This window comes from Nonomuraea sp. ATR24 (assembly GCF_041950485.1).
Taxonomy (GTDB): Bacteria; Actinomycetota; Actinomycetes; order Streptosporangiales; family Streptosporangiaceae; genus Nonomuraea; species Nonomuraea ceibae.
The window spans coordinates 284,522-307,115 of the sequence record NZ_JBGNUU010000003.1 but is presented as its reverse complement, the minus strand read 5'-3'; the positions used below and the strand labels follow the sequence as shown (position 1 = coordinate 307,115).

The 22,594-nt window shown below is 73.5% G+C and carries 15 protein-coding genes and 1 pseudogene; 5 read left to right on the top strand and 11 right to left on the bottom strand.

Annotated elements, in window-relative coordinates:
- Positions 1–87: 87 nt before the first annotated feature.
- On the bottom strand, positions 88–2,421 hold the full coding sequence (locus tag ACBI99_RS09050; protein ID WP_375072070.1) for a hypothetical protein: 2,334 nt from the start codon (positions 2,419–2,421) through the stop codon (positions 88–90).
- Positions 2,422–2,721: 300 nt separating this feature from the next.
- Between ACBI99_RS09050 and ACBI99_RS09045 the strand changes: the two genes are divergently transcribed.
- Entirely contained in the window at positions 2,722–3,234 is a 513-nt protein-coding gene (locus tag ACBI99_RS09045; protein ID WP_219508248.1) for an NUDIX domain-containing protein, read from the top strand.
- Positions 3,231–4,202, top strand: a complete 972-nt coding sequence (locus tag ACBI99_RS09040; RefSeq protein ID WP_246645559.1) for a carbohydrate kinase family protein — start codon at positions 3,231–3,233, stop codon at positions 4,200–4,202. The genes ACBI99_RS09045 and ACBI99_RS09040 overlap by 4 nt, the downstream gene beginning before the upstream one ends.
- Positions 4,203–4,423: 221 nt before the next feature.
- On the opposite strand, the pseudogene ACBI99_RS09035 reads toward ACBI99_RS09040, so the two are convergent.
- Positions 4,424–4,714, bottom strand: a pseudogene (locus tag ACBI99_RS09035) (hypothetical protein); the annotation flags it as partial.
- Between the two features lie 571 nt (positions 4,715–5,285).
- Here ACBI99_RS09035 and ACBI99_RS09030 point away from each other — a divergent pair.
- Both ACBI99_RS09030 and ACBI99_RS09025 read left to right on the top strand, forming a co-directional pair.
- On the top strand, positions 5,286–6,590 hold the full coding sequence (locus ACBI99_RS09030; RefSeq protein ID WP_219508246.1) for a prenyltransferase/squalene oxidase repeat-containing protein: 1,305 nt from the start codon (positions 5,286–5,288) through the stop codon (positions 6,588–6,590).
- Positions 6,591–6,749: 159 nt separating this feature from the next.
- Positions 6,750–7,340: a DUF6461 domain-containing protein gene (locus ACBI99_RS09025; protein WP_219508245.1), complete on the top strand. Its 591-nt coding sequence runs from the start codon at positions 6,750–6,752 to the stop codon at positions 7,338–7,340.
- Here the strand turns inward: ACBI99_RS09025 and ACBI99_RS09020 are convergent.
- Genes ACBI99_RS09020 through ACBI99_RS09010 form a run of 3 tightly spaced genes read right to left on the bottom strand, consistent with a single transcriptional unit; the run spans position 7,329 to position 10,746 of the window.
- Entirely contained in the window at positions 7,329–8,090 is a 762-nt protein-coding gene (locus tag ACBI99_RS09020) for a thioesterase II family protein (RefSeq protein ID WP_219508244.1), read from the bottom strand. The two genes, ACBI99_RS09025 and ACBI99_RS09020, sit on opposite strands and share 12 nt — an antisense overlap.
- Positions 8,087–8,815 (bottom strand): ABC transporter ATP-binding protein, encoded by a 729-nt coding sequence (locus ACBI99_RS09015; RefSeq protein WP_219508243.1) that lies wholly within the window; start codon positions 8,813–8,815, stop codon positions 8,087–8,089. Before ACBI99_RS09015 ends, ACBI99_RS09020 begins: the two co-directional genes overlap by 4 nt.
- 44 nt (positions 8,816–8,859) lie before the next feature.
- On the bottom strand, positions 8,860–10,746 hold the full coding sequence (locus ACBI99_RS09010) for an ABC transporter permease (RefSeq protein WP_375072069.1): 1,887 nt from the start codon (positions 10,744–10,746) through the stop codon (positions 8,860–8,862).
- 355 nt (positions 10,747–11,101) lie between these two features.
- On the opposite strand from ACBI99_RS09010, the gene ACBI99_RS09005 reads away from it, so the two are divergent.
- Complete coding sequence (locus tag ACBI99_RS09005) at positions 11,102–11,248, top strand: hypothetical protein (protein WP_219508241.1); 147 nt, start codon at positions 11,102–11,104, stop codon at positions 11,246–11,248.
- 22 nt (positions 11,249–11,270) lie between these two features.
- Here ACBI99_RS09005 and ACBI99_RS09000 read toward each other — a convergent pair whose 3' ends face one another.
- The 6 genes from ACBI99_RS09000 to ACBI99_RS08975 all read right to left on the bottom strand — a co-directional run bounded on the left by ACBI99_RS09000 (position 11,271) and on the right by ACBI99_RS08975 (position 22,584).
- On the bottom strand, positions 11,271–11,996 hold the full coding sequence (locus tag ACBI99_RS09000) for a DUF4097 family beta strand repeat-containing protein (RefSeq protein WP_219508240.1): 726 nt from the start codon (positions 11,994–11,996) through the stop codon (positions 11,271–11,273).
- Positions 11,993–12,634 (bottom strand): response regulator transcription factor, encoded by a 642-nt coding sequence (locus tag ACBI99_RS08995; protein WP_308125896.1) that lies wholly within the window; start codon positions 12,632–12,634, stop codon positions 11,993–11,995. Before ACBI99_RS08995 ends, ACBI99_RS09000 begins: the two co-directional genes overlap by 4 nt.
- Positions 12,622–13,878, bottom strand: coding sequence for a sensor histidine kinase (locus ACBI99_RS08990; protein WP_375072068.1), 1,257 nt, complete (start codon positions 13,876–13,878; stop codon positions 12,622–12,624). The genes ACBI99_RS08995 and ACBI99_RS08990 overlap by 13 nt, the downstream gene beginning before the upstream one ends.
- 83 nt (positions 13,879–13,961) lie before the next feature.
- On the bottom strand, positions 13,962–16,040 hold the full coding sequence (locus tag ACBI99_RS08985) for an MMPL family transporter (protein ID WP_375072067.1): 2,079 nt from the start codon (positions 16,038–16,040) through the stop codon (positions 13,962–13,964).
- 140 nt (positions 16,041–16,180) lie between these two features.
- A complete protein-coding gene (locus ACBI99_RS08980; RefSeq protein WP_357587329.1) occupies positions 16,181–17,476 on the bottom strand; it encodes an MFS transporter in 1,296 nt (431 codons plus the stop codon).
- Positions 17,473–22,584, bottom strand: coding sequence for an amino acid adenylation domain-containing protein (locus ACBI99_RS08975; RefSeq protein ID WP_375072066.1), 5,112 nt, complete (start codon positions 22,582–22,584; stop codon positions 17,473–17,475). The genes ACBI99_RS08980 and ACBI99_RS08975 overlap by 4 nt, the downstream gene beginning before the upstream one ends.
- Positions 22,585–22,594: the final 10 nt, after the last annotated feature.

Sequence of the window (22,594 nt, the reverse complement as noted above, 5' to 3'; positions counted from 1 at the left end):
CTCGTCGGGGGGAGAAAGCGGGGGGACAGCGGGGGAACCATCGGCGAGGCTATACGGGCCCGCCCGCGGCTGTCCGGCGAAAGGGTCTCAGACGCGTACCGGCACGGGGACCGCCTCCGGCCGGGCCCGGCCGCGCCGGACGTGGACGAGGCCCGACAGCCCGGCGAGCAGCACCAGGATGGCCACGGCCACGGGCCAGGCCAGGTCGGGCACCGGTTCCGGGACGACGGGGGCGGCCTGGGCGGCGCGGACGAGCCCGGGGGCGAGCGCGTACGCGAGCCCGAGCCCGGCCGCCACTCCCCCGGCCGCGTAGAAGAGGGCGCGGGCCCCGGCGAGCAGCGCGGCCAGGACGAGGACGGCGAGCGCGGCGGCCAGCCCGAGCAGGAGGGCGGCCCGCTGGTCGCCGAGGAGGGGTGCGGCCAGGTCGCGCGAGCGGGCGAGGTGGACGTCCCAGCCGGGGTGGGCGGCGAGCGCGGCGCGGGTGCGCTGGGGGTCGCCGGTGGCGAGCCACCAGTCGGTGGCGGGCGCGGGGAGCCGCCCGGCGGCCAGCTCGCGGACCTGGAGGGTGGGCCAGTCGGCGAGGATGCCGGGGAGCGCGGGCGTGGTCGCGGGCAGCCGGTCGACGATGCCGGCGACCTTGACGCGTACGGGTTTGCGTTCGAGAAGGATGACCGATTCGCGGCCGGTCTCGAGGTTGTGCGCGGCGGCGAGGTCGGCGGTGACGACGACGGGCAGCGGCCCGTCCACGGGCGCGGCGGTGGGCACGGGCCGGACGGTGACGGCGCTGTCGGCGACGCGCACGGTGAACAGCCCGCTGTCGGCCTGCTCGCCGCCGGTCCACTGCTGGCCGGTGGGCAGCGTGAGCGTCTGGCCGCCGGCGCGCAGGGCGGTCACGGTCGCGGTGCGGGGGACGCCGTCGACGACGCGGCCGAGGAACCCGCGGACGGTGAGCGGGTAGGCGATCTCCTCGCCGGGGCCGGCCAGCGCGGACAGGTCGACGTCGGTGGCGCCGGTGCGCAGCGGCGGCACGGGCACGCCGTGCCAGGCGCCGAGGGCGTCGGAGACCACCAGGACGAGCGGCAGCGGCCCGTCGGGCGTCTCGGCCTCGACGGTGAGCGTGCGCGGCGTGCCGGGGACGGGCAGCCCGCCGATGGCCGGGCGTCCGGCGGCGAGGCCGGCGGCCAGTTCGGCGACGGTGCGGTCGGACAGGTCGGGGCGGATCCGGTACGCCTGGCCGAGGCGGTCGGCGTCGAGGCCGACGAGGGTGGCGTCGTGCAGGTCGACCACGACCGTCACCCGGTGGGCGGGCACGGCGGCGGTGACGCCGGGCAGCGCGGCGAAGGCGCTGCCGCGGCCGAGCGCGTGCGGGGTGCCGCCTTCGGCGGGGCCGTGCACGCGCAGGTCGGCGCCTGCCTGGTGGGTCGCCTGGTCGGCCTGGGAGGTGCGCCAGGTGGCGGCGATGGACACGGTGGTGACGACGAGGGCGGCGGCCAGGGCGACGGAGATCCCGCGCACGCCCGGCCGCCGTACGAGCAGCAGGAGCAGGGCCGCGCCCAGCCCGCCGGCGAGCCCGAGCACGGCGGCCCGGGAGGCGGCGGTGACGGCGTCGAGCCGGGCCACGGTCGCGGGCAGCGCGCTGACGGGCGTGCAGTCGGCGCACCCGGCGCTCAGCAGGCTCTCGCGCAGGCGCTCGACCCTGGCGGCCGTCGCGTGCGCGTCGGCGCCGGTCAGGTCGGGGACGAACGTCCAGGACGCCTTGACGTTGGTGGCGAATCTGTCGAGGAAGGTCCGCTGGTCGACCATCAGCGGGCCGTACGTGGTGTAGTAGTCGCGCTCGTCGACGCCCCTGGCGAGCATCGGGTCGTCGGCCCAGCGCGGCCCATACGGGTCGTCGAGCAGGTAGACGCCGGTGATCCGGACCTTGACCGGCTTGCCGTCGATGCGCCCCTGGACGGTGATCTCCTGTCCGGCGCGGAGCCTGGCGAGCGTGGCGGCGGGCTGGGAGACGGCGGCCTGCACGGTGCCGTCGGCGCCGCCGTGACCGGGCCAGGCGCCTTCGACGAGCTTGGCGTGCTCGCGCAGGTCGCTCACGCTGTCGAACCTGAGCCGCTCGGGCCGGCGCAGGTTCTCCTGGCCGGGCATCGCGTAGGCGTCGGAGCGGAACCGGGTGGCCGGCTCGCCCCCGGCCCCGCCGAGCGCCGCCCCGGTCCGTTCGCGGACGACGCCGTCGATGCGGGCGTACGTCTCGGCCGTGATCAGCCCGGTGACCGTGACGGAGGTGGCCTCCGGCGGCGCCAAGGCCAGCGCTTCGCTCAGGCCGGACCCGCCCAGCGACATGGCGTAGCCGCCGAGCCCGGCCAGCGCGGCGGCCGGCAGCACGACGGCCAGCCCTTTCCAGAGAACGCGACTCCACTTGGACACCCCGACAAGTTCCCAGCGAACGCCCCGAAGATCAAGAGCACGCGGGCCACGGGTTGATCAACGCGACGCCGCATTAAGCCGCCCGAAATTCACCGATTCGATAATGGAATAACCGCCGTCCGGCGACTCGTGCTGGCATTCCCGCGCCTTTACCTCGATACTGGGAATGCAAGATCCGCTCATTTCCAGCCGGGAGAATCGCAAGCAGCCGGGCATTCGAGTCTTGCGAAGAATGAAAGGGCGCTATGGTTGGGCGCCGGCTCACGCAAGGACGTTCCCTATTCGGCAGGGGTGGAATCCGTGGCGAAGCAGCTCCTGGGCGGCCTGACCGAGGCGGATCGCGCCGGCCGTCAGCACGTGCACGTCACCTTCGTGCAGAAGGCGTTCCTGGCCGACGACGGGCGGCTGCTCCTGGTGCGCAAATCGGCCGCCGACCCCTACCATCCGGGGCTGTGGGAAGTGCCCGGCGGGCGCATGCAGCCCGCCGAGGGGCTGGACGAGCACATCGTCCGCGAGGTGCGCGAGGAGTCGGGCATCGACATCGAGCCGGGGCCGCCGTTTCACATGTGGGACTGGCTCATGCGCGGTGAGGGCCGCTCCCGGGTCCGCGCGATCGCGGTGGGCCGGATCTGCCGGCCGCTGTCGCGCCGCCTGTCCCGCGCGCACCAGGTGCCCGGCGACCACATCAGCGACGTCCGCTGGGTGGCGCTCGACGAGCTTGCCGAATATCCGCTCATTCCCGGCATGGACCAGGCCGTCGAGCATTTCGTCCGCCTGCTCCGGCGGGGGCTCACCGACTCCCTCTCGGCATGACGGCGGCCCGGCCGCCGGGCGGGCGTGCGGGCCGCCTGGTCGTGATCGGGGAGATCCGGGTGGACGTGCGCGTCCGGCTCGACTCGCTGCGTTTCGCCGAACTGGACGCCAACCGCCTGCACTACGGCGCGGTGGACGTCACGCCCGCCGGGGTGGCGCTCGGCCTGGCCCGGCAGGCGGTCGGCCGGTTCGACCGGGTCGAGCTGGTCGCCAGGATCGGCCGTGACGCGTTCACCGAGACGATCCTGGCCGAGCTCGCCGCCCTGGGCGTCGAGCCGCGCCTGACCGTGGTGGAGGGGGTCTGCACCGGCCGCGTCGTGGTGGTGCGCGACGCCGGGCCGGGTGACGGGGTGCGGCTCATGGTCGCCGAGCCGCTGCCGGAGGGGCAGCTGCTCGCCCCCGCCGACGTGCGGGCGGCCGGGCGGGCGATCGCCGAGGCGGACGTGCTGTTCCTGACCGGCTACGAGCTCCTCCACCCGCGCTCGGCCCGCGCCGTGCTGGAGGCGGCGGGCATCGCGCACGCCGGCGGCACCCTGGTCTGCGTCGACATGGTGCCCCATGACCTCCACCGGCGCGTGGACTCCCGCCGGTGGCTGCCGGCGCTGCACGCAGCCGACGTCGTCGTGGCCGAGCTGCAGACGCTCAACGGCCTGCTGGGCACGCCGTGCGCGACGCCGGCGCAGCTCTTCCCGCATCTCGACGCGGCGCTGCCGGGCGGACCGGTGTGGCTGATCAGGTCGGGGGCGGGCAACATGGGCCGGTCCACGGTCTACCATCACGGCCTCGTCCACCGCGACTACGAGACCGGCTACGAGCTGGCCCGCGAGCCCATGGGGTTCGGTGACGCGGTGACGGCGGCCGAGCTGCGCTGGCTGCTGTCGGCCTGGCCGCTGAGCAGCCGGTCGGCCCACGGCAGCAGCGCGCGCAACGTCGCCAGGAAGAGCTCGCGCGTCGCCAACGTGCCGTAGGTCTCCTGCCAGCGCCACGGCCGTCCCTCGGCGGTCGCGGCCTTGCGCAGGAACTGGGTGGGCAGCGCCGCGCGGCACGGGTAGACGGCCGGGCCCGAGGCGTCCTCCACGTACAGGTAGGAGGTCCGGCGGCGGTAGAGGCCCGTCATCCCGTACGGGCCGGCCCGCAGTCCCTCGGCCTCGACGCGCTCGCGCAGGGACGGCAGGCCGGGGACGCAGTGCAGGTGCGCGTGGTCGATGCAGGCGCCGCCGCCCTGCGAGGTCGCCGGGCCGTGCTCGAAGAAGGTGACGGGCAGGCCGTACGCGCCGGCCAGCATGGCGGTCACCAGGGCGCGCCAGGCGGCGAGCTTGTCCAGCAGGGCGGGCGGGCACGCGCCGAAGCACGGGCGGTGCGCGGTGGACACGATCAGCAGGTGGCCGGGCCGCAGCGGGGCGAGGTCGGGGGCGCACCACAGGTCGTCGTCACCCCACAGCACACCGGCCGCTCCCGGCACTCCGGCGTCGGCGTTCATCCGGAATCGATAACGGGCACAGAAAACGCAGTCCGTTTCTTCCGCCCGTGCGGTTGCATTGTTCCGCCCTATTACCGCGCCGTTCTTTTCCGTGGCGGTGAGCCCGGCGGCGGTGAGCCGTTCGCGCCATGATTCCCGCTCGGCCTCCGGCACCCGGCTCAAGGTCACGGTCCCGCCGGGCGCGGGGAGCGTCAGCGCCTCCGCCGCGAGGCCGGCGGCGGCCGTCAGGTCGCAGTGGACGCGCCGGAAGAACCCCGGAGGGTACGGCAGGGCCCCGCCCGCGGGCCTGCTGACCACGGCTCCCTCCACCGCGTAGCCGTCCGGGGACGGTCCGAGATGGACGAGCCCGGCCCCGTCGCGGAGGGAGGCGGCCCACTCCGGTGTTCCGCCGATGACCGCCGTGTCGCCTTCGTTCATGCGCTCCTGCTCCATAAGGGACGCCGAAATACAGGATTTATCCAGATCAATCACGAAAGGCTCCCCAAACATATTCAACGGCACCATCCCCGGCAACACCATCAATAGGTACGATGCGTGCGAGATCTCAGGCGGCCCGGCACGAAAGGGCTCGATGTACGAGATAGACCTGACCCAGGTGGAGGGCGCGCTGCGCCGGTCGACGAGCCTGTTGCGCCGGACCTACACCGAAAGCCCCGCGGGCGGTGGCGGCTGGTACCACATGCTCGAAACCCCTCCCCCGGGCGCCACCGCCACCGCGGTGGCGCTTCTGGCCTTCCACGCCGCCGGAGAGAAGCCGCACCAGCTCACCGACGCCCTCGCCTTCCTGCGGGCCCGGCAGCTCCGCGACGCCGATCCCCGCGTCGACGGCGGCTGGTGGACCAACACGAGCGGCGAGCGCCCGGTCGTCGAGGCGACGGCCTGGGTGATCCGGTGCCTGGCGACGCTCCGCTGCGACTCCCGGCCCGACTCCCCCGACCTGGACCGCGCGGTGGAGTGGCTGCGCCGCAACCGCCACCCCTCGGGCGGCTGGGGATCGTTCGCCGACTGCCCGCCGCGCACCTGGCTCACCTGCCTGGCGCTGCGCGCGCTCGTGGCGGCGGCCCCGTACGATCCGGCCGTCGAGTCCGGCGTGGCCTGGCTCCTCGACCAGCGCCTGTTCCCCCGGGCGTGGGGCGCGGAGCCGGGCGCGACGCCGAGGGTGGCGCACACGGCGATGGCACTGACGACGCTGCTGGCGGCCGGGGCCGACCCGGCCGACGAGCGGCTGCGGGGCCGGTTCGACTGGCTGCTCGAACACGTCGACACCGGCTCGCTGGACGAGAAGCACAACCGGGTGGAGAGCACGGCGGTGCGGCTGCCGAGCGCCACCGGCAGCGAGATCTGGCGGCCCCCGCCGCTCATGCACTACGCGCTGCCGGTCGCCGCCACGGCGCTCATGCGCCACCCGCGCGTGCCCGAGCCGGACGTGACGGCCCGGCTGGCCGAGGCCGTGCACCGCATCGTCACCGACCAGTGCGACGACGGCTCGTGGCCCAACAACCACGACATGAACGTCACGCTGTGGGGCGTGTGGCCGTGCGTGGAGACGCTGGCCGGGATCCGCGCGCTGCCGCTGGCGCGTGCCGCGGACCGGGTCGTCTGGGCCGAGGGCGTCGTCGTGCTCCGGCACGGAGACCGTGACCGGCCGCTGGCGGCGGCCCTGAAGCCGCTGCTGCCCGCCCGGCCGAGGCCGCGTCCGCTGCGCTGGGCGCGCCGCCACTGGGCCTGGGTGGTGTTCGCCACCTTCGGCCTGGGCGGCACCGCCGGCCTGCTGGCCGGGCTCATCGAGCCCAAGGACCTGGCGCTGGGTCTGCTCGTCCCCGTCGCGCTGCTGGTGATCTCGGCGGTCATGCAGCGCAAGCAGGCCGAGCCGTAAAGTTTTGGCGTCCCAGTCGTCCCCCGACTGGGACAAGTAGAGATTATGGCCTTCTGTCCGGTTTGTATAGGTTTTTGGCCAGCTCGTGCGCCCACCATTGCGCACCGATCTGTCGGCCACGTCTGCGATCATTCCGCTCACATCGACACAGGAGCGACCATGACCGAGATCCCCGGACACCTCGTCCCTCTCCCCGGCGCCGACACGCTGGACGACGTCTACTGCGTGTCCTTCGTACGCAACCTCACCCCCGACGAGGTCCTGCGCCGCTTCGGCGTGGACGAGGACACCCTGGAGGAGGTGGCGTTCGACGACCTCGGCGAACGCTCGATCGACACCATGCGCGAGGACGCTGCCGGCTTCATCGGCGCCACGAAGGCCGGCGACTGGACCGTGGTCGTCGAGCCGGGCGGCTGGCAGCTCGCCGTCGACCCCGACGTGTACGGGCCCGTGTCCCAGGGGACGGAGGTGGTCTCGATCTGCCGCCACGACTACGCCTCCGACAGCTTCGCCTACATCGTCGACGGCACGCCGGTCGTCGCCTTCGACCCGCGCCACCCGGAACTCCCCTCGGGCGCCGACGCGGACCGGTTCGCCGCGGAGATGCGCGCGACCGGCCTGGTCCCCGGCGGTGAGATCGACCGTCCGATCGAGCGGGCCTTCGCCCTGGCCGAGCGCATCACCGGTCTGCCCTTCTCCGCCGGCCTGCTGGCCCAGCCGTTCCTGGGCGCGGAGACGCTAGACGACTGACCCGGGATCGGGCGGCAGCAGGGTCCGCCTGATCTCCTCGGCGACCCCGGCCAGCTCGTCGGTCAGGTAGAAGTGCCCGCCGGGGAACCGCCTGAAGGTGAACGCGCCGCCCGTGTGGTCGCGCCAGGAGCGGGCCGCGCTCAGGCTGGTGCCCGGGTCGGCGTCACCGGCCAGCGCGGTCACCGGGCAGGCGAGCACCCCACCGGCGTAGCGGTAGCGCTCCAGCGCCTTGTAGTCGCTGCGGATCGGGCCCAGCACGAGCCGCATCAGCTCGGGGTCCAGGAGCAGCACGTCATCCGTGCCGTCGAGGCGGCGCATCTCGGCGATGATGCCGTCGTCGTCACGCAGGTGGACCTCCTCCGACCGCTCGGAGGAGGGGCTGCGCGCGGCCGACACGAACAGGTGCGGCACCGCGATCCCGTCGCCTTCGAGCCGCTGCGCCACCTCGAAGGCGAGCGTGGCGCCCATGCTGTGCCCGAACAGCGCCGGGGGCGGGCCGGCGAGCTTGCGCACCCGCAGGAAGATCTCGTCGGCGAGCGCGTTCAGGTCCTCGACGCACGGCTCGGCGACCCGGTCCTGACGGCCCGGATACTGGATGACCAGGACCTCCAGGCCGGGGCTGAGCGCCTGCGACAGGGGCACGAAGAAGCTCGCGGAGCCGCCCGCGTGCGGGAAGCACACCAGGCGCGGCGCGCCGGGCCGGGGCTCGTGGAAGCGGCGGACCCACAGGTCGCCGTGGTAGGGGCTCATCGGCGTTCCAGGTTCGTCATGTGGCCGGCGACGCGGTCGGCGGTGGGGCGGTGCAGGGTGTCGACCACGCGCCCGTCGGTGAGGAAGACCACCGAGTCGGCGTAGGAGGCGGCGACGGGGTCGTGCGTCACCATGATCACGGTGCGGCGGTGCCGGTCGACCATCGCGCGGATGAGCTCCAGCACCTCCTTGGCGCTGCGGGTGTCGAGCGCGCCGGTCGGCTCGTCGGCGAACAGCACCGCCGGCTGCGTGATGAGGGCGCGGGCGATCGCGACCCGCTGCTGCTGCCCGCCGGACAGCTCGGCCGGGCGGTGGGAGCTCCGCTCGGCGAGTCCGACCTCGGCCAGGGCGCGCTGCACCTGGTCGGCGGCCGGTTTGCGGCCCGCCAGCAGCAGCGGCAACCCCACGTTCTGCGCGGCCGTCAGCGCGGTGATCAGGTTGAACGCCTGGAAGACGAAGCTGATCCTCTCCCGGCGCAGCGTGGTCAGCCGCTGCTCGTCCAGCCCGCCCAGCTCGACGCCGGTGAGGATCACCTGGCCGGAGTCGGGCCGGTCGAGCCCGGCCGCGCACTGGAGCAGCGTGGACTTGCCGGACCCGGAGGGCCCCATCACGGCGGTGAAGCTGCCCGTGGCGAAGCCGATGCTCAGATCGGCCAGCGCGGTCACCGCGGCGCTCCCGGTCCCGTACGTCTTGCGCACCGAGCGCAGCTCGACGGCGAAGTCCATGGCAGTCACCTTCTCTGTCGTCACTCTGTCGTCACTCTGGCGCGTCACTCTGACAACGGGGCGGGCGTGCGCACGGCCGCCGTGGCGGTCAGCGTCGTGGCGAGGATGGCGAGCAGGGCGCTCGTGGCGGCGAACGCGAGGACGGGCGCCCACGGGACGGCCAGCGTGGCCCCGGGCACGACCTGGGTCAGCGCGGCCAGCAGCCCGGCGAAGTTGATCGCGGACGCGGCGGTGGCCAGCACCATCGCGGCCGCCGCGATCACGACCGACTCGGCGAGCAGCGCCGCCACCGCCTGCCGTGACGTGGCTCCGAGCAGCCGCAGCAGGGTCAGGTCGCGCCGCCTGGCGGTGGCGGCCATGACCATCGTGTTGACGATGGCGATGCAGCTGTAGACGATCGCGATGCCGAGCGTCACCAGCATGCCGATCACGCCGGTGCCCTGGTCGCTGTTGCCCACCGTGGCCGCCCATTCGGCCTTGGTCAGCAGCGAGGCCCCCAGCTCGCCGCTCCGCTCCCGCAGCGCCGCCGCGGCCTCGCCCCCGGCCTGCACGTACGCGGCCTCGGCCGGGCGCGGGCCGGTGTCGGAGACGTCCAGGTAGAAGTCGCCGCCTCCGGCGCTGTCGCCGACGACCGCGGCCACGGTGAGCTGGACCGGCTTGCCGCCGTCCGGCGTGACCGTGACGCGCTGCCCGGCGCCGAGCTCCCAGATGTCGGACACCACGATGCCGCCGGGCCCGAAGTCCTCCAGCGTGCCGTCGATCAGCGGCAGCGACGTCATCGCGGCGAACCGCTGGGCGTCGGTGGCGTAGCCCCAGAACCCGTCGGCCAGCCCGGCCTCGCCGGTGACCTGGACGGTCGTCGGCGCGAGCGGGGCGATCCGGACGCCGGGGATCTTCCGTGCCCGATCGAGCGCCTCGGCGCTGATGGCGGGGCCGCCCTCGGGCACCAGCACGTAGTCGGCGCGTAACCGCTCGCCCGCCTCGACCGACTGGGCGTGGCCGATCGTCTCCAGCGCGCCGAGCAGGCTGATCGACATGCCGGCGGTGATGAGGATGGGTAGCGTCGTCGCGGCGGTGCGCCGGGCCATCGTGAGGGTGTTCTCCCGGACCAGGGTGCCGATCGCGCTGCCGCCGCGCGCCCACGGCAGCGTCAGCAGCCTCAGGACGGGCAGGACGAGGGCCGGGGCCAGCAGCGCCACGGCCGCGACCAGAGTGAGCAGCACCCACAGGTAGACCACGGGGACCGTGGCGAGCTCCGGCAGCACGGCCGCGACCACGCCCATCCCCATGAGCGAGATCAGCAGGAGCGCGACGCCCCAACCGGTGCGCGCGGACCTGCCGGGCCGCGCCCCGGGCGGGTCGCCGGCCGACTCGCGCAGCGACTGCGTCGGCCGGATCGTCGCCGCCCGCCGCGAGGCCACCGACACGCTCAGCGCCGTCAGCCCCATGCCGCCGAGGCAGACCAGCACGAGCGGCACGGGCGAGATCGACACCTCGAACCAGGACGGCGCCAGGCCGCTCGACGCCAGCACCGAGGCCAGCACCGGCGCGCCCACGAGGCTGATCACGACCCCGGCCACGCAGCCGATCGCGGCCAGGAGCAGCGCCTCGATCACGATCATCCGCCGCACCTGCTGCGGGGTGGCGCCGATCAGCCGGAACAGCGCCAGCTCACGGGTGCGCTGGATCACCGTCAGGGCGAAGGTGGAGGCCACGATGAAGACGGTGGCGAACCCGGTCACCCCTGCCGACACGCTGAGCAGCACCACGGTCCCGGTCAGCGCGGCGCGCTGGCCGGGGAAGCCCGTGAGGGCCGAGTTCATCACCAGCGCGATGGTGGCGATGATGCCGACGCCCAGGGCGAGGGCGACGAGGGACACGACGAAGGCCACCCACCGCTCCCGGAGCGTGCTCATCGCGATGCTCAGCACAGGCGAACCTCCACACCTTCAGCGACAGAGGGGACGACGTCGGCGACCGTCTTGACGGCCGCGCTGACGATCGTGTTGACAGTCAGGGTCGACGAGCCGTGCGGCGGCCGGACGGGCCGCGTGCCGAAATCCCCCGGATGGCTCGATACGCAGGCTAATCCTGCCCGTCAATGGACAGAATTCCAATACTCCCGCCAAATATAGTGAGACTATAGCATTTCATGAAAGGGTGCCGTTTCAGCATTTCAATGAGGCCCTCCGGGTGCCTGCTCCACGACCGAGGTGGAGTTAGCTACCGGTGGGAAGTAGCACCCCCTTTACCGACACCTGCCAGGAAACCTGACACGATGTGTGCATGACGGATACGGACTCGCGGGAATGGTGCCCGGTCCTGCTGCGCCGCACGCAGCCCGGCGAATGCGCCGGGTGCCCCAACCGGGCGCGGGCGGAGCCGGCGGCTGACGACCCGTCCGGGCGACCGGCCGACGGCGACCGCGACTGACCGGCGTGAGCCTCCCGGCTGGTCAGGACCCCAAATACGCGACCCGTATCCCGCCCGTACTGTTGTGCACCGAAATATTGTTCTTCGCGCCTTCGGTGGCGCGTACTCCGACGTCCGGCTCGCCGATGCCGCTGCGAATGTCGAGCGCGTAACCGTCACTTTCGGGCACCTCCACGTCGATGTTCCCGGCCTGCGAATCCGCCCGCACCGAGCCCGGCGGCCGGACGAATCTCAGCGCGATGTCGCCCAGCTGGGCGCTGACCTCGACGTCGGCCGCCCGCAGCCCCGTGCCCGTGATCGCGCCGGTCTCCGTGGCCAGCCGCAGCTCCCCGGTCAGGTCGCGCAGCGTGATGTCGCCCTCGGCGGTCCGCGCCTCCACGGCGGTCCCCGCCGGGACCCGGATCGTGTAGCTGACCCAGCAGGCCCCGATCAGCAGGTCCTCGTCGCAGCGCGCCTGGATGCCGAGCGTGTCGCCGGACCACCGCTCCGTCAGCGCCGGCCGGGGGCCCGACCAGGTCAGCCGCCGTTCGACGTCGACCCGCCCGGCCTCGCCGGGGAGCAGGCGCACCTCGCCGATCCTGAGGTCCACCGTGACGCGGGCGGCCGGGCGCTGGTGGGTCTGGCGCTGCGTCTCGCTCTGCCTGGCCAGCCAGGACCACAGCGTCAGGCCGATCAGCACGGCGATGAGCAGCGCCGCCCCCGCGCCGAGCGTGATCCAGCCCGCCCGGGCCCGGCGTGAGGCGGTCATGCCTTCAGGTATTTCAGCACGGCGAGCACCCTTCGGTGGTCGGTGTCCGTCGTGGGCAGGTCGAGCTTGGTGAAGATGCCGTTGATGTGCTTGGCGACGGCGCTCTCGCTGATCGCCAGGCCCATCGCGATGCCCGCGTTCGACTTGCCCTCGGCCATGAGGGTCAGCACCTCGCGCTCGCGGGCCGACAGCCGGGAGAGGCTGTCGGGCCTGCGGCGGACGAGCAGTTGCGACACCACCTCGGGGTCGAGCGCGGTGCCGCCGGCGGCGACCCGGCGCACGGCTTCCAGGAACTCGCGGAAGTTCGCCACGCGGTCCTTGAGCAGGTAGCCGAGGCCGCTGGACTCCCCGACGAGCAGTTCGGTGGCGTACTGCTCCTCCACGTACTGCGAGAGCACCAGCACGGCGACGTGCGGCCACCGCTCGCGGACGACCAGCGCGGCGCGCATGCCCTCGTCGGTCTGGGTGGGCGGCATGCGCACGTCGACCAGCGCCAGGTCCGGCTGGTGTTCCTCGACGGCGGCCAGCAGCCCGTCGGAGTCGGAGGCGGTGGCGACGACCTGGATACCGGCCAGCTCCAGCATCCGGACCAGCCCCTCGCGCAGCAGCGCGGAGTCCTCGGCGATCACGACACGCACGGCATCTCCACGTCGATCACGGTCGGCCCGCCGGCCGGGCTGTCGATGCGCAGCTCGCCGCCGACGGATCTGACGCGGTCGCGCAGCCCGCGCAGGCCGGAGCCCTTGTCCAGGCTGGCGCCGCCGCCGCCGTCGTCGGCGATCCGGATGCGCAACCGGTCGTCGCGCCGGTTGACCTCGATGTGCACGTTGTCGGCCTCCGTGTGCTTGGCGACGTTGGTGAGTGCCTCCGAGACGACGAAGTAGGCCGCCGCCTCGATCGTCCGTGAGGGTCGTGGCCGCACGTCCACGGTGAGGTGGACGGGAAGCGGCAGCCTGGCCGCGATCCCGGACAGCGCGGCGTCGAGGCCGCGGTCGTCGAGGACGGCAGGGTGCAGCCCCCGGACGAATCCGCGCAGCTCGGTGAGGGCCTGCTTGGCCTCCTCGTGCGCGTCGGCGATCAGCTTGCGGGCGTCCGGCGGGAGGTCGGAGAGCAGTTCCCTGGCGATGCCCAGGTTCATGGCCAGGGAGGTCAGGCGTTGCTGGGTGCCGTCGTGCAGGTCGCGTTCGATGCGCCGGCGTTCGGCGTCGGCGGCGTCGAGGAGGCGGATCTGGTTCTCCGACAGCACCTCGACGCGGCGGGCGAGCTGGTCGACGTGGGTGGAGGTGAGCAGGCGGGTGGCGACGGCGGCGTCCCAGGCGGCCAGGCCGCGCACCACCCACGGGGCGCCGAACAGGCACAGCAGCCCGGCCGCCGTGAGCGCCAGCAGCGTGGCGGGCTCGTGCAGGCCCCAGCCGAAGCCGTTGCGGGCCGGCAGCGCCCACGCGTAGCCGATGATCGTGGCGCCGAGCAGGCCGGCCGTCCAGAGCGTCACCGAGACGGCCGCGCCCAGTGTGAGCACCAGGCCGCTGAGCAGGCTGTAGGCCAGGCGCGAGCGGACCACCGGCTGCTGGAGCTCGGCCCGTACGCCCGAGCGCAGGCCCTGGCCTTCGGGGGGCGGGTGGACGGCGGCCGGGATGGGTGCGCCGCGCAGGGCGGCGAAGCGGGAGCGGTGCATGCGCGTGCACGTCCGCCCGCACCACAGCAGGGCCGACAGGGGGAGCCAGCGGACGCCGACGAGGGTGAGCATGACCACGGCGGAGCCGACGACGCTGAGCACGGTGAACGCCAGCATCCCGACGGCGCTGCCCGCGGCGATCTGGAACGTGGCCAGCCAGGTGCGGGCCTGCCACGGCGCGCGTAACACCCGTCCCCCGACGGTCACGAGCCCTCCCCGTTCTCCACCCGTTGCGGCCGAATCCGTTGGTAGGCAATCATGCGCCCGCCCCCGGGACAAGCCCGCGGTGATCACACCCTGGCCAGGGGGTCGCGCTCGTGCTCGCGCAGCCCGACGCGCTCGTGCGCGCGGCGCATCCGGCCCGGCGCCCACCAGTTCCAGCGGCCCAGCAGGGTCATGGTGGCGGGCAGCAGGAGGCAGCGCACGAGCGTGGCGTCGACGATCACCGCGACGAGCAGGGCCACGCCGAGCTGTTCCATGTCGCCGATCTTCGAGGCGCCGAAGCAGGCGAAGACGATGCCCATGACGGCGGCGGCCAGGGTGATCAGCCGTCCGCTGTGCTGCAGGCCGTGGCGTACGGACGTGTTGGTGTCGTGCCCGCGGTCGGCGTACTCCTTGATCCGGGCCAGCAGGAACACGTGGTAGTCCATGGCGAACGCGAACCCGAACGCGAACACGGTGACCAGCAGGTAGACGCTCAGCCCGGAGACGGGCAGGGTGTCGAGCGGGCCGGACAGCAGGCCGTGCTGGAAGAGCAGGACGAGCATGCCGTACGTGGCCGCGAGCGACACGATGTTGAGCACGACCGCGACCAGCGGGGCGACGACCGAGCCGGTCATGAGGAACAGCAGCACGAGCATCGCGAGCAGGGCGACGGCGACGGCGAGCGGCAGGTCGCGGGAGGTCCGGTCGAGCAGGTCGAACATGCCGGCGGTCTCGCCGGTCACCCACGAGCGGACGCCGTCCGGCCGGTCGGCGCGCAGCCGGTCCAGCACCTGTTCGGCGGCGGGTCCCTGCGGGTCCCCGTGGACGAGGATGCCGACGGACGACAGGCCGGGGCCCTCGGCGCGGGGCGGCTCGATCCTGGCGATGCCGGGGTCGTCGCGGAAGGCGGCGCTCCAGGCGGCCAGCTCGGCGGGGCCGGTCTCGGCGACGACGCGCAGCGGCGGGTTGCTGGTGAAGCCGTAGTGGGCGGAGACCTCGCGTTCGACCTGGAGCGACTGCGTGCCGGGCGGGACGCTCTCCGCGCCGGCCATCCTGATCTGGAGCCCGGTCAGCGTGCTCCCGGCGACGGCCAGCACGAGCAGCACGCCGGCCAGGACGAGCACCGGCACGCGCTGGGTGACCCGGGCGATCCCGGCGAACACCCCGTTGTCCGGCCGGGTCCGCACCCGTGCGGGCTTGACCCGCTTGCCGAACAGCCCGAGCAGCGCCGGGACGAGGGTGACCGCGGCCAGCATGCCGAGCAGGGCCGAGGCGATGCCGGCGGCGCCCATCGTCTGCAGTCGGGGCTGCTGGATCACCAGCAGGCTGGACAGTGCGGCGGCGACGGTGAGGGCGCTGAACAGCACCGTGCGCCCGGCGGTCGCCCACGCCCGGCGGACGGCCTCCGGCCGGTCGTGTCCGGCCGCCAGCTCCTCCCGGTAGCGGGCCACCAGCAGCAGGCCGTAGTCGATCGAGAGGCCGAGCCCCAGCAGGTCGACGACGCTGAGCACGGTGTTGTCGATCTGCAGGACGCGGGTCGCCAGCAGCATCAGCCCGAACGACGAGGCGATGGTCGCCACCGCCGTGATCACCGGGATGCTCGCGGCGAGCAGGCCGCCGAACACGAAGACCAGCACCACCAGCGTGATCGGCAGCGAGTACATGGTCGCGTTGGCCATGTCCTGCTGCGCCATCGCGTTCGTGTCGTCGGAGATCAGGTCGATCCCGCCGAAGCGGACGCTCACCCCGGGCCGCTCCTCGGCCAGGTCGCCGAGGCGCTCCTGCGCCTGCCGCAGCGGCACGCCCTGGTCGCCGGCCTTCACGAGCCGGACCTGCACGGCCGCGCCGGTCCCGCGGTCGCCGGCGTACGGCTCGCCGACCGCGTGCACGCCGGGGATGGCCCGCACGTCGGCGAGCGCGCGGGCGAGCTCGGGGGCCGCCCGGTCCATCCCGGCGACCACGGTGGTGAACTCGCGGCCGTGCGTACGGCCCTCCACGAGGGCGCGCTGGCCCTCGTCGGCCTCCAGGCCCCTGATGTAGTTGGCCGAGCTGACGGTGTGGAGCAGGGGGCCGACGGACGTCCCTCCCACGACGACGATCAGGATCCAGGCCGCGAGAACCCATCCTCGGCGGCGGTAACAGAAACTGCCGATCCGACTAAGCATGCTCTTCACTGTGGCAGCGGGGAGAGCGGCTGTCGGGAGTGCCTGTTGCCGTTTCCGGGTGGTACTAGGTACAGCCCCCGCCCGGACGTGACGAAGTCCCTGACCGGGGGCCCGGCCAGGGACTTCACGCACGGGCGCGGTCACGCGCCGCCGCTCGGCAGCCGCCCTCCGTGCGGTGTGTTGACGACGTCGCGGACCGACGGGTTGAGCACGGCGGCGACGACGAGCAGGCCCATCATCGCGGTCATGCCGAACACCGAGTTCGTCACGCCCCACCAGCTCAGCGCGGCGCCCGCGATCAGGCTGCCGAGGAAGTTCGCGCCGGAGCCGAGCGTCATCATCACGCTCAGCACGCGGCCGAACAGGTGGTCGGGCGTCACCTGCATGGTGTAGACGGAGCCGGCGACGTTGAACACGCCGGACACGTACCCGTTGAGCGCGAACACCGCGGCCAGCGGCCACGGGTCGGTGACCACCGCGAGCGGCGCGATGCAGATCGCCCAGACGAGCAGCCCGCCGCAGACGAGCGTGCGCATGGTCACCCGCTGGCGCCACATGGTGGCGGTCATCGCGCCGGCCACGCCGCCGATGCCGCCCGCGGTGACGACGAGGCCGACGATGGCGGGCGAGTGGCCGCCGTCATGGATGACGGCGAACAGCGTCAGCGTCATCCCCATGAAGATCATGTTGCTGGCGGAGATGAGCGTCATCGCAGCCCGCAGGAACGGCTGCCCCCACACCCATTGGACGCCCTCGCGGATCTCCGCGTACAGCCTGCCGCGCGGCGGCGGCGCGCCCTCGGCCTGGAAGCTCTTGCGGATGAACAGCAGCTGCACCAGCGAGATCACGTGCATGACCACGGTGAGCAGGAACGGCGTCCAGCGCACCAGGCTGAACAGGAAGCTGCCCAGCGGGTTGGCCAGCATGTTCACGCCCTGCATCCGGGCCTCGTTGCGGCTCAGCGCCACCGGCACCTGGCTCTCGTGCACCAGGTTGCGCACGGCGGAGCGCTCGGCCAGCTCGTAGAAGATGCTGAGGCTGCCCTGGACGAACGCGGCGATGATCAGGTGGGGCAGCCAGATCGCGTCGGCGAGGACGGCGACGAGCACGCTGGCGGCCGTGACCACGCACCCGAGGTCCGAGAGGATCATCAGGCGCCGCCGGTCGAACCGGTCGACGAACGCGCCCGCGGGCACCTGGACCAGCAGGTGCGGCAGCGAGGTCGCCGCCGCGATGAGGCCGGTGGCCACGGTGGACCCGGTCTGCCAGAGCACCAGCAGCGGGTAGACCGTCATGGTGAGCATGGCGCCGAGCGAGGTGAACCCGGCGCCGGTCCACAGGAGCATGAAGTCCCGGTTGCGGCCCAGCGGGACGATGTTCTCGACGGGGCTCTCGACCGGGTCCTTGACCGGCTCGGAGGACTGGGTGGCGCTCATCGGTTCACCTGCCCGAGGTGGGCCTTCAGCAGGGCGGCGATCTCGGACAGCGGGCCCGGATCGGCCATCTGGTGGTGTGCGCAGGAAATCTCGTACTCCTTGATGCTCCCGGCGACGTACAGCCGCCACAGCTCGCCCGGCGATGCCACCGGCTTGCCCTCAGCCGCCGTGAAGAACAGCAGGTCGCCGTCGAAGGCGGCGTCCGGCGGCTGAGATCCGATGCCCTCCTCGTTGCGGTAGACGCGGTAGAGCGAGCGCAGCGTCGGCTCGTCGAGGTCCGTCAGCGGCGCGCCGTTGTCCTTGATCGCCTGAAGCGGGGACTCGATGTCGCTGAGGACCTCGCGCAGCAGGGCGAACGACAGCGGGCGGCCGTCCAGGGCGCTGGTGTCGACGCCGGTCTCGCGCAGGATGTTGCCGATGAACTCGGCCTCGGTCGGCACCTCGCCCGGCTCCTCGTCGGGGTAGGCGTCGAGCATCGCCAGCAGGTCGACCTGGTGGCCGAACCTGCGCAGGTGCACGGCGACCTCGTGGGCGATCCGGCCGCCCCACGACCAGCCCAGCAGGCGGTAGGGGCCTTCGGGGGCGACGGTGCGCATCTGCTCGGCGTAGTCGGCGGCCATCTCGCCGATCGAGCGCGGGCTCAGGTCCGGCTGGGCGATGCCGCGCGCCTGGATGCCGTAGATGGGCTGGTCCGCGTCGAGCATCCCGATGAGCCGCGCGTAGGGCCAGGCCAGGCCGCCCGCCGGGTGCACGCAGAACAGCGGCGGCCGGCTCCCGCCGGTCTGCAGCGGGAGCAGCACCCCCAGCCCGGCGTCCTTGGCGTCGGAGCCCAGCCGCCGGGCGAGCGCAGCGGCGGTCGGGGCCTCGAACACGACGCGCACCGGCAGCTCGTGGCCCAGCACCGAGCGGATCCGCGCGGCGAGCCGGATCGCGAGCAGCGAGTTGCCGCCCAGCTCGAAGAACCCGTCGTCGACGCCGACCCGGTCCAGCCCCAGCACCTCGGCGAACAGCCGGCAGAGGGTCTCCTCCCTGGCGTTGCGCGGCTCGCCGCTCGACACCAGGCCGGACAGGTCGGGCGCGGGCAGCGCGGCCCGGTCGAGCTTGCCGTTGGCGGTGAGCGGGAAGGCGTCCAGCACGACGATCGCGGCGGGCACCATGTGGCCGGGCAGCCATTCGCCGGCGAAGCGCCGCAGCGACACGGCGAGCTCGCCGGTGCGGCGCGCGCCTGCGGGGTCGTTGACCGTGTCCGGCCACCGCCTGTCCGCCCGGGCCAGGTAGAGGCCGTCGAGCGCGGCGGGCGCCGCCGCGTGCGGCAGGAAGACCGCGTCGAAGGCGTCGGCCCGGCCGCGCGACCAGGTCAGGTAGACGGAGTGGCCGGTCCTCGCCGCCCAGGCGTGCAGCGCCTCGGGGTCGGCGGCCGGAATGGGGGCGGTCAGCTGCGCCCGCACCAGCTCCGGCGACACGCCCTGCGTGAGCGCCTGCGCCGCGGCGACCTCGTTGACCAGGCGCGCGTTCGGGATGCCGGTCACGCGGACCGGCCGGCCGAGGCGCCCGTCCAGGTCGCCGAGGCCGTGCACGTCCCTGCCCCAGACGAGCTCGGGCACCGCCTCCACGGACCGGCCGGGGACGGGCGTCTTGTGCAGCACGACCTCGTAGCGGTGCCGGGTCAGCTCGTTGTGGTCGGCGCCGCGCTTGAGCCGGATGTCGACGGCGCCGACGCTGCCGTTCTCCTCGGCCAGGGTGGTGAAGAACTCGGGGTCGATCACCAGCTCCCGCTCCAGCCGCATCGCCCGCTCGACGCCGGCGAGCATGGCCTGGTCGGCGGCCTTGTTCTCCCTGCCGAACTGGATCGCGGTGTGCAGCGCGCGGAGGGTCTCGCCGCGGCGGACGTCGCCGACGAACAGCCTGCCGCCCGGGGCGAGCAGGTCGATCGCCTGGTTGAGCACCTGCCGCAGGTAGGCGCCGTTGGGGAAGTACTGGACGACCGAGTTGAGGATCACGGTGTCGAAGAACCCGGCAGGCAGCCCGTCGGTCACGTCGGCGGGCTGGGAGCGCAGCCGTACCTTGTTGGTCAGGCCCTGGGCCTTGACGTGCTCGCCGAGCAGCGCGATCGCGGAGGGCGACAGGTCGGTGCCCCAGTAGGTCTCCACGTCGTCCACGAGCTTGGCCAGCAGCAGGCCGGTGCCGACGCCGATCTCCAGGACGCGCCGGGGCCGGTACTCGGCGATGCGCGCGATCACGGCGGCGCGCCAGCTCTCCATCTGGTCGAGCGGGATCGGCTCCCCCGTGTAGCTGGAGTCCCAGCCGCCGAAGTCGGTGCCGAACGGGGTCTCCTCCAGGTCGGTGTGCTCGATGGACTCGTGGAGCTTCAGCCACTCCTCGACCTGGCGGCCGGCCGCGTCGTCGTCGCCGCCCGAGGGGACGACGTAGGCGACGAGCTGGTCCGCCCGCGCGACGGCGACGGCCTGCGCCACGCCGGGGTGCTGGACCAGGGCGTTCTCGACCTCGCCGAGCTCGACGCGGAAGCCGCGGATCTTGACCTGCTCGTCGGCGCGGCCCAGGTACTCCACGGTGCCGTCGTCGCGCCAGCGGACCAGGTCGCCGGTGCGGTACATCCGCTCCCCCGGCGCGCCGAACGGGCAGGGCACGAAGCGCTCGGCCGTGAGCCCGGGACGGTTGAGGTAGCCCCTGGCCACCCCGGCGCCCGCGAGGTGCAGCTCGCCGGTGACCCCGATCGGCACGGGCAGGCCGTGGGCGTCGAGCACGTAGGCGCGCACGTTCCACAGCGGCCTGCCGATGACCTGCTCGCGCTCGCCGGCCATCCGGTGGTAGAGCGCGTCGACCGTGGCCTCCGTCGGCCCGTAACAGTTGTAGACGGCGGTCCCGGTGGCGCCCGCGAGGGCGTCGAGCAGCGGCTCGCTCATCGGCTCGCCGCCCACGACCAGCACCTTCGGGGGCGCCTCGGCCAGCAGGCCGGCGGCGACGAGCTGCTCGGCGAACGACGGCGTCACGTCGACCAGGTCGAGCCGGTTGGCCCGCGCGTAGGCGACGAACGCGGCGGGGTCGTAGCGGCAGTCGTCGTCCAGGACGTGCAGCTCGTGCCCGGCCAGCATCCACAGCAGCCCGGCGACCGAGGCGTCGAAGGAGATCGACGCGGCCAGCGCCACCCGGAACCGCCCGTCGCCCGCGAGCGGGCGGTACAGGCCGGCCAGGTGGTCGTGGAACAGGTTCGCCACGTTCGCGTGGGTGACCACGACGCCCTTGGGCGTCCCGGTGGACCCGGAGGTGTAGATCACGTACGCGGGGTTCGCCGGGTCCGGCGCGGGCAGCCGGACGGCGGGCGGGTCGGCGGCGCGGTCGCCGTCGATCAGCAGGGTGTCGACCCCGTCGGGCAGGTCGCCGCCGCCGAGCACGTCCGAGCGCGAGACGACGACGGCGGGCGCGGCGTCCCGCACGAGGTAGGCGATGCGGGCGGCCGGGTAGTCGGGGTCGACGGGCACGTAGGCGGCGCCCGACTTGAGGACCGCCAGGATCGCCACGATCAGGTCCGGCGAGCGCGGCAGCGCCACGCCGACCAGGCGCTCCGGCCCGGCCCCCCGCGCGGCGAGCTCGGCCGCGAGACGGCCGGCGCGCTCGTCGAGCTCCGCGTACGTGAGCGCGGCGCCGCCGGCCACGACCGCGACCGCGTCGGGAGTGCGGGCGGCCTGGGCCTCGAACAGCTCGGGCAGGGTGGCGCGCGGCACCTCCTGCGCGGTGGCATTGTTGGTGACCAGCACCCGCTCGCGCTCGGCGGGGTGCAGGACGTCCACGCCGGACACCGGGCGGGCCGGGTCGTCGGCGAACGACTCCGCCAGCCGCACCAGCCAGCCGAGGACCCGCTCGGCGAACTCCCGCTCGAACAGGTCGGTCTGGTAGTCCAGCCGCAGCTCCAGGCCGGTGCCGGGGGCCACGGCGAGCGACAGCGGGTAGTGGGTGGCGTCGGTGCCCGCCGTGCCCACGACGCTCACCATCGCGCCCATGTCGCGGTCGGCGTCGGTCGCCGGCGGGTAGTTCTCGAACACCATCAGCGTGTCGAACAGCGTCCCGCCGCCGGCCAGCCTCTGGATCTCGACCAGGCCGAGATGGTGGTGGGGCAGCAGCTCGGCCTGGGTGCGCTGGAGCCGGCCGCACACGTCGGCGAGCGAGTCGCCCGGCGTGATCCGCAGCCGGACGGGCACCGTGTTGATGAACAGGCCCACCATGTCCTCGACGCCCGCGATCTCCGGCGGCCTGCCGGAGACGGTCGCGCCGAACACCACGTCGTCGCGGCCGAGCAGCCGGGCCAGGGCCAGCCCCCAGATGCCCTGGACCACGGTGTTGACCGTGAGCCCGGCCCGGCGCGCCTGCCGGGTGAGGCCGTCGGTGAGCTCGGCGCTCAGCGTGGCCGTGACCGTGCCGGGCAGCCCCGGGATGTGATCGCCGAGCTCGGGCGCGACGAGCGTCGGCTCGTCCAGGCCCTGGAGCTCCCGCGTCCACGCCTGCCGCCCCGCGTCGGCGTCCTGCCGCGCCAGCCACTCCAGGTAGGTCTTGTACGGGGTCACCGGCGGCAGCCCGGCCGGGTCGCCGTGCTGCCGGTAGAGGGTGAGCAGGTCCCTGAACAGCGGCGGCGCCGACCAGCCGTCCATCAGGATGTGGTGGTGCGTGAGCACCAGCAGCGTCCTGCCCTCGGCGCAGCGGATCACCATGATCCGCAGCAGCGGCGGCTTCGCCAGGTCGAACCGCTCGGCCTGGTCGGCCAGGAGCAGCCGTTCCAGCTCGGCGTCCCGGTCGGCCTCGGGCAGGTCGGCCAGCTCGATCCGGCGCAGCGGCACCTCCACGTCGACGGGGATCAACTGCACCGGCGCGCCCCGGTTCTTGCGGGTGCGGAAGCAGGCCTTCAGGTTGACGTGGCGTTCCAGCAGGGCGCGGACGGCGACGCGCAGCGCCTCGATGTCGAGCTCGCCGTGGAACTCCAGGACCGTCTGCGGCATGTAGACGTCGACGGCGTCGTGGTCGTAGAGGGAATGGAACAGCATTCCCTCCTGGAGCGGCGACAGGGGCAGGTAATCGGCCAGACCTCGGCGCTTCATGAGCGGACTC

Excerpts from the sequence above, each read along its gene's own strand:
- ACBI99_RS09030 (WP_219508246.1), top strand. The coding sequence starts at position 5,286 with ATGTACGAGATAGACCTGACCCAGGTGGAGGGCGCGCTGCGCCGGTCG.
- ACBI99_RS08975 (WP_375072066.1), bottom strand. The coding sequence starts at position 22,584 with ATGAAGCGCCGAGGTCTGGCCGATTACCTGCCCCTGTCGCCGCTCCAG.
- ACBI99_RS08985 (WP_375072067.1), bottom strand. The coding sequence starts at position 16,040 with ATGCTTAGTCGGATCGGCAGTTTCTGTTACCGCCGCCGAGGATGGGTT.
- ACBI99_RS09040 (WP_246645559.1), top strand. The coding sequence starts at position 3,231 with ATGACGGCGGCCCGGCCGCCGGGCGGGCGTGCGGGCCGCCTGGTCGTG.
- ACBI99_RS09000 (WP_219508240.1), bottom strand. The coding sequence starts at position 11,996 with ATGACCGCCTCACGCCGGGCCCGGGCGGGCTGGATCACGCTCGGCGCG.
- ACBI99_RS09020 (WP_219508244.1), bottom strand. The coding sequence starts at position 8,090 with ATGAGCCCCTACCACGGCGACCTGTGGGTCCGCCGCTTCCACGAGCCC.
- ACBI99_RS08980 (WP_357587329.1), bottom strand. The coding sequence starts at position 17,476 with ATGAGCGCCACCCAGTCCTCCGAGCCGGTCAAGGACCCGGTCGAGAGC.
- ACBI99_RS09025 (WP_219508245.1), top strand. The coding sequence starts at position 6,750 with ATGACCGAGATCCCCGGACACCTCGTCCCTCTCCCCGGCGCCGACACG.
- ACBI99_RS09015 (WP_219508243.1), bottom strand. The coding sequence starts at position 8,815 with ATGGACTTCGCCGTCGAGCTGCGCTCGGTGCGCAAGACGTACGGGACC.
- ACBI99_RS09005 (WP_219508241.1), top strand. The coding sequence starts at position 11,102 with ATGACGGATACGGACTCGCGGGAATGGTGCCCGGTCCTGCTGCGCCGC.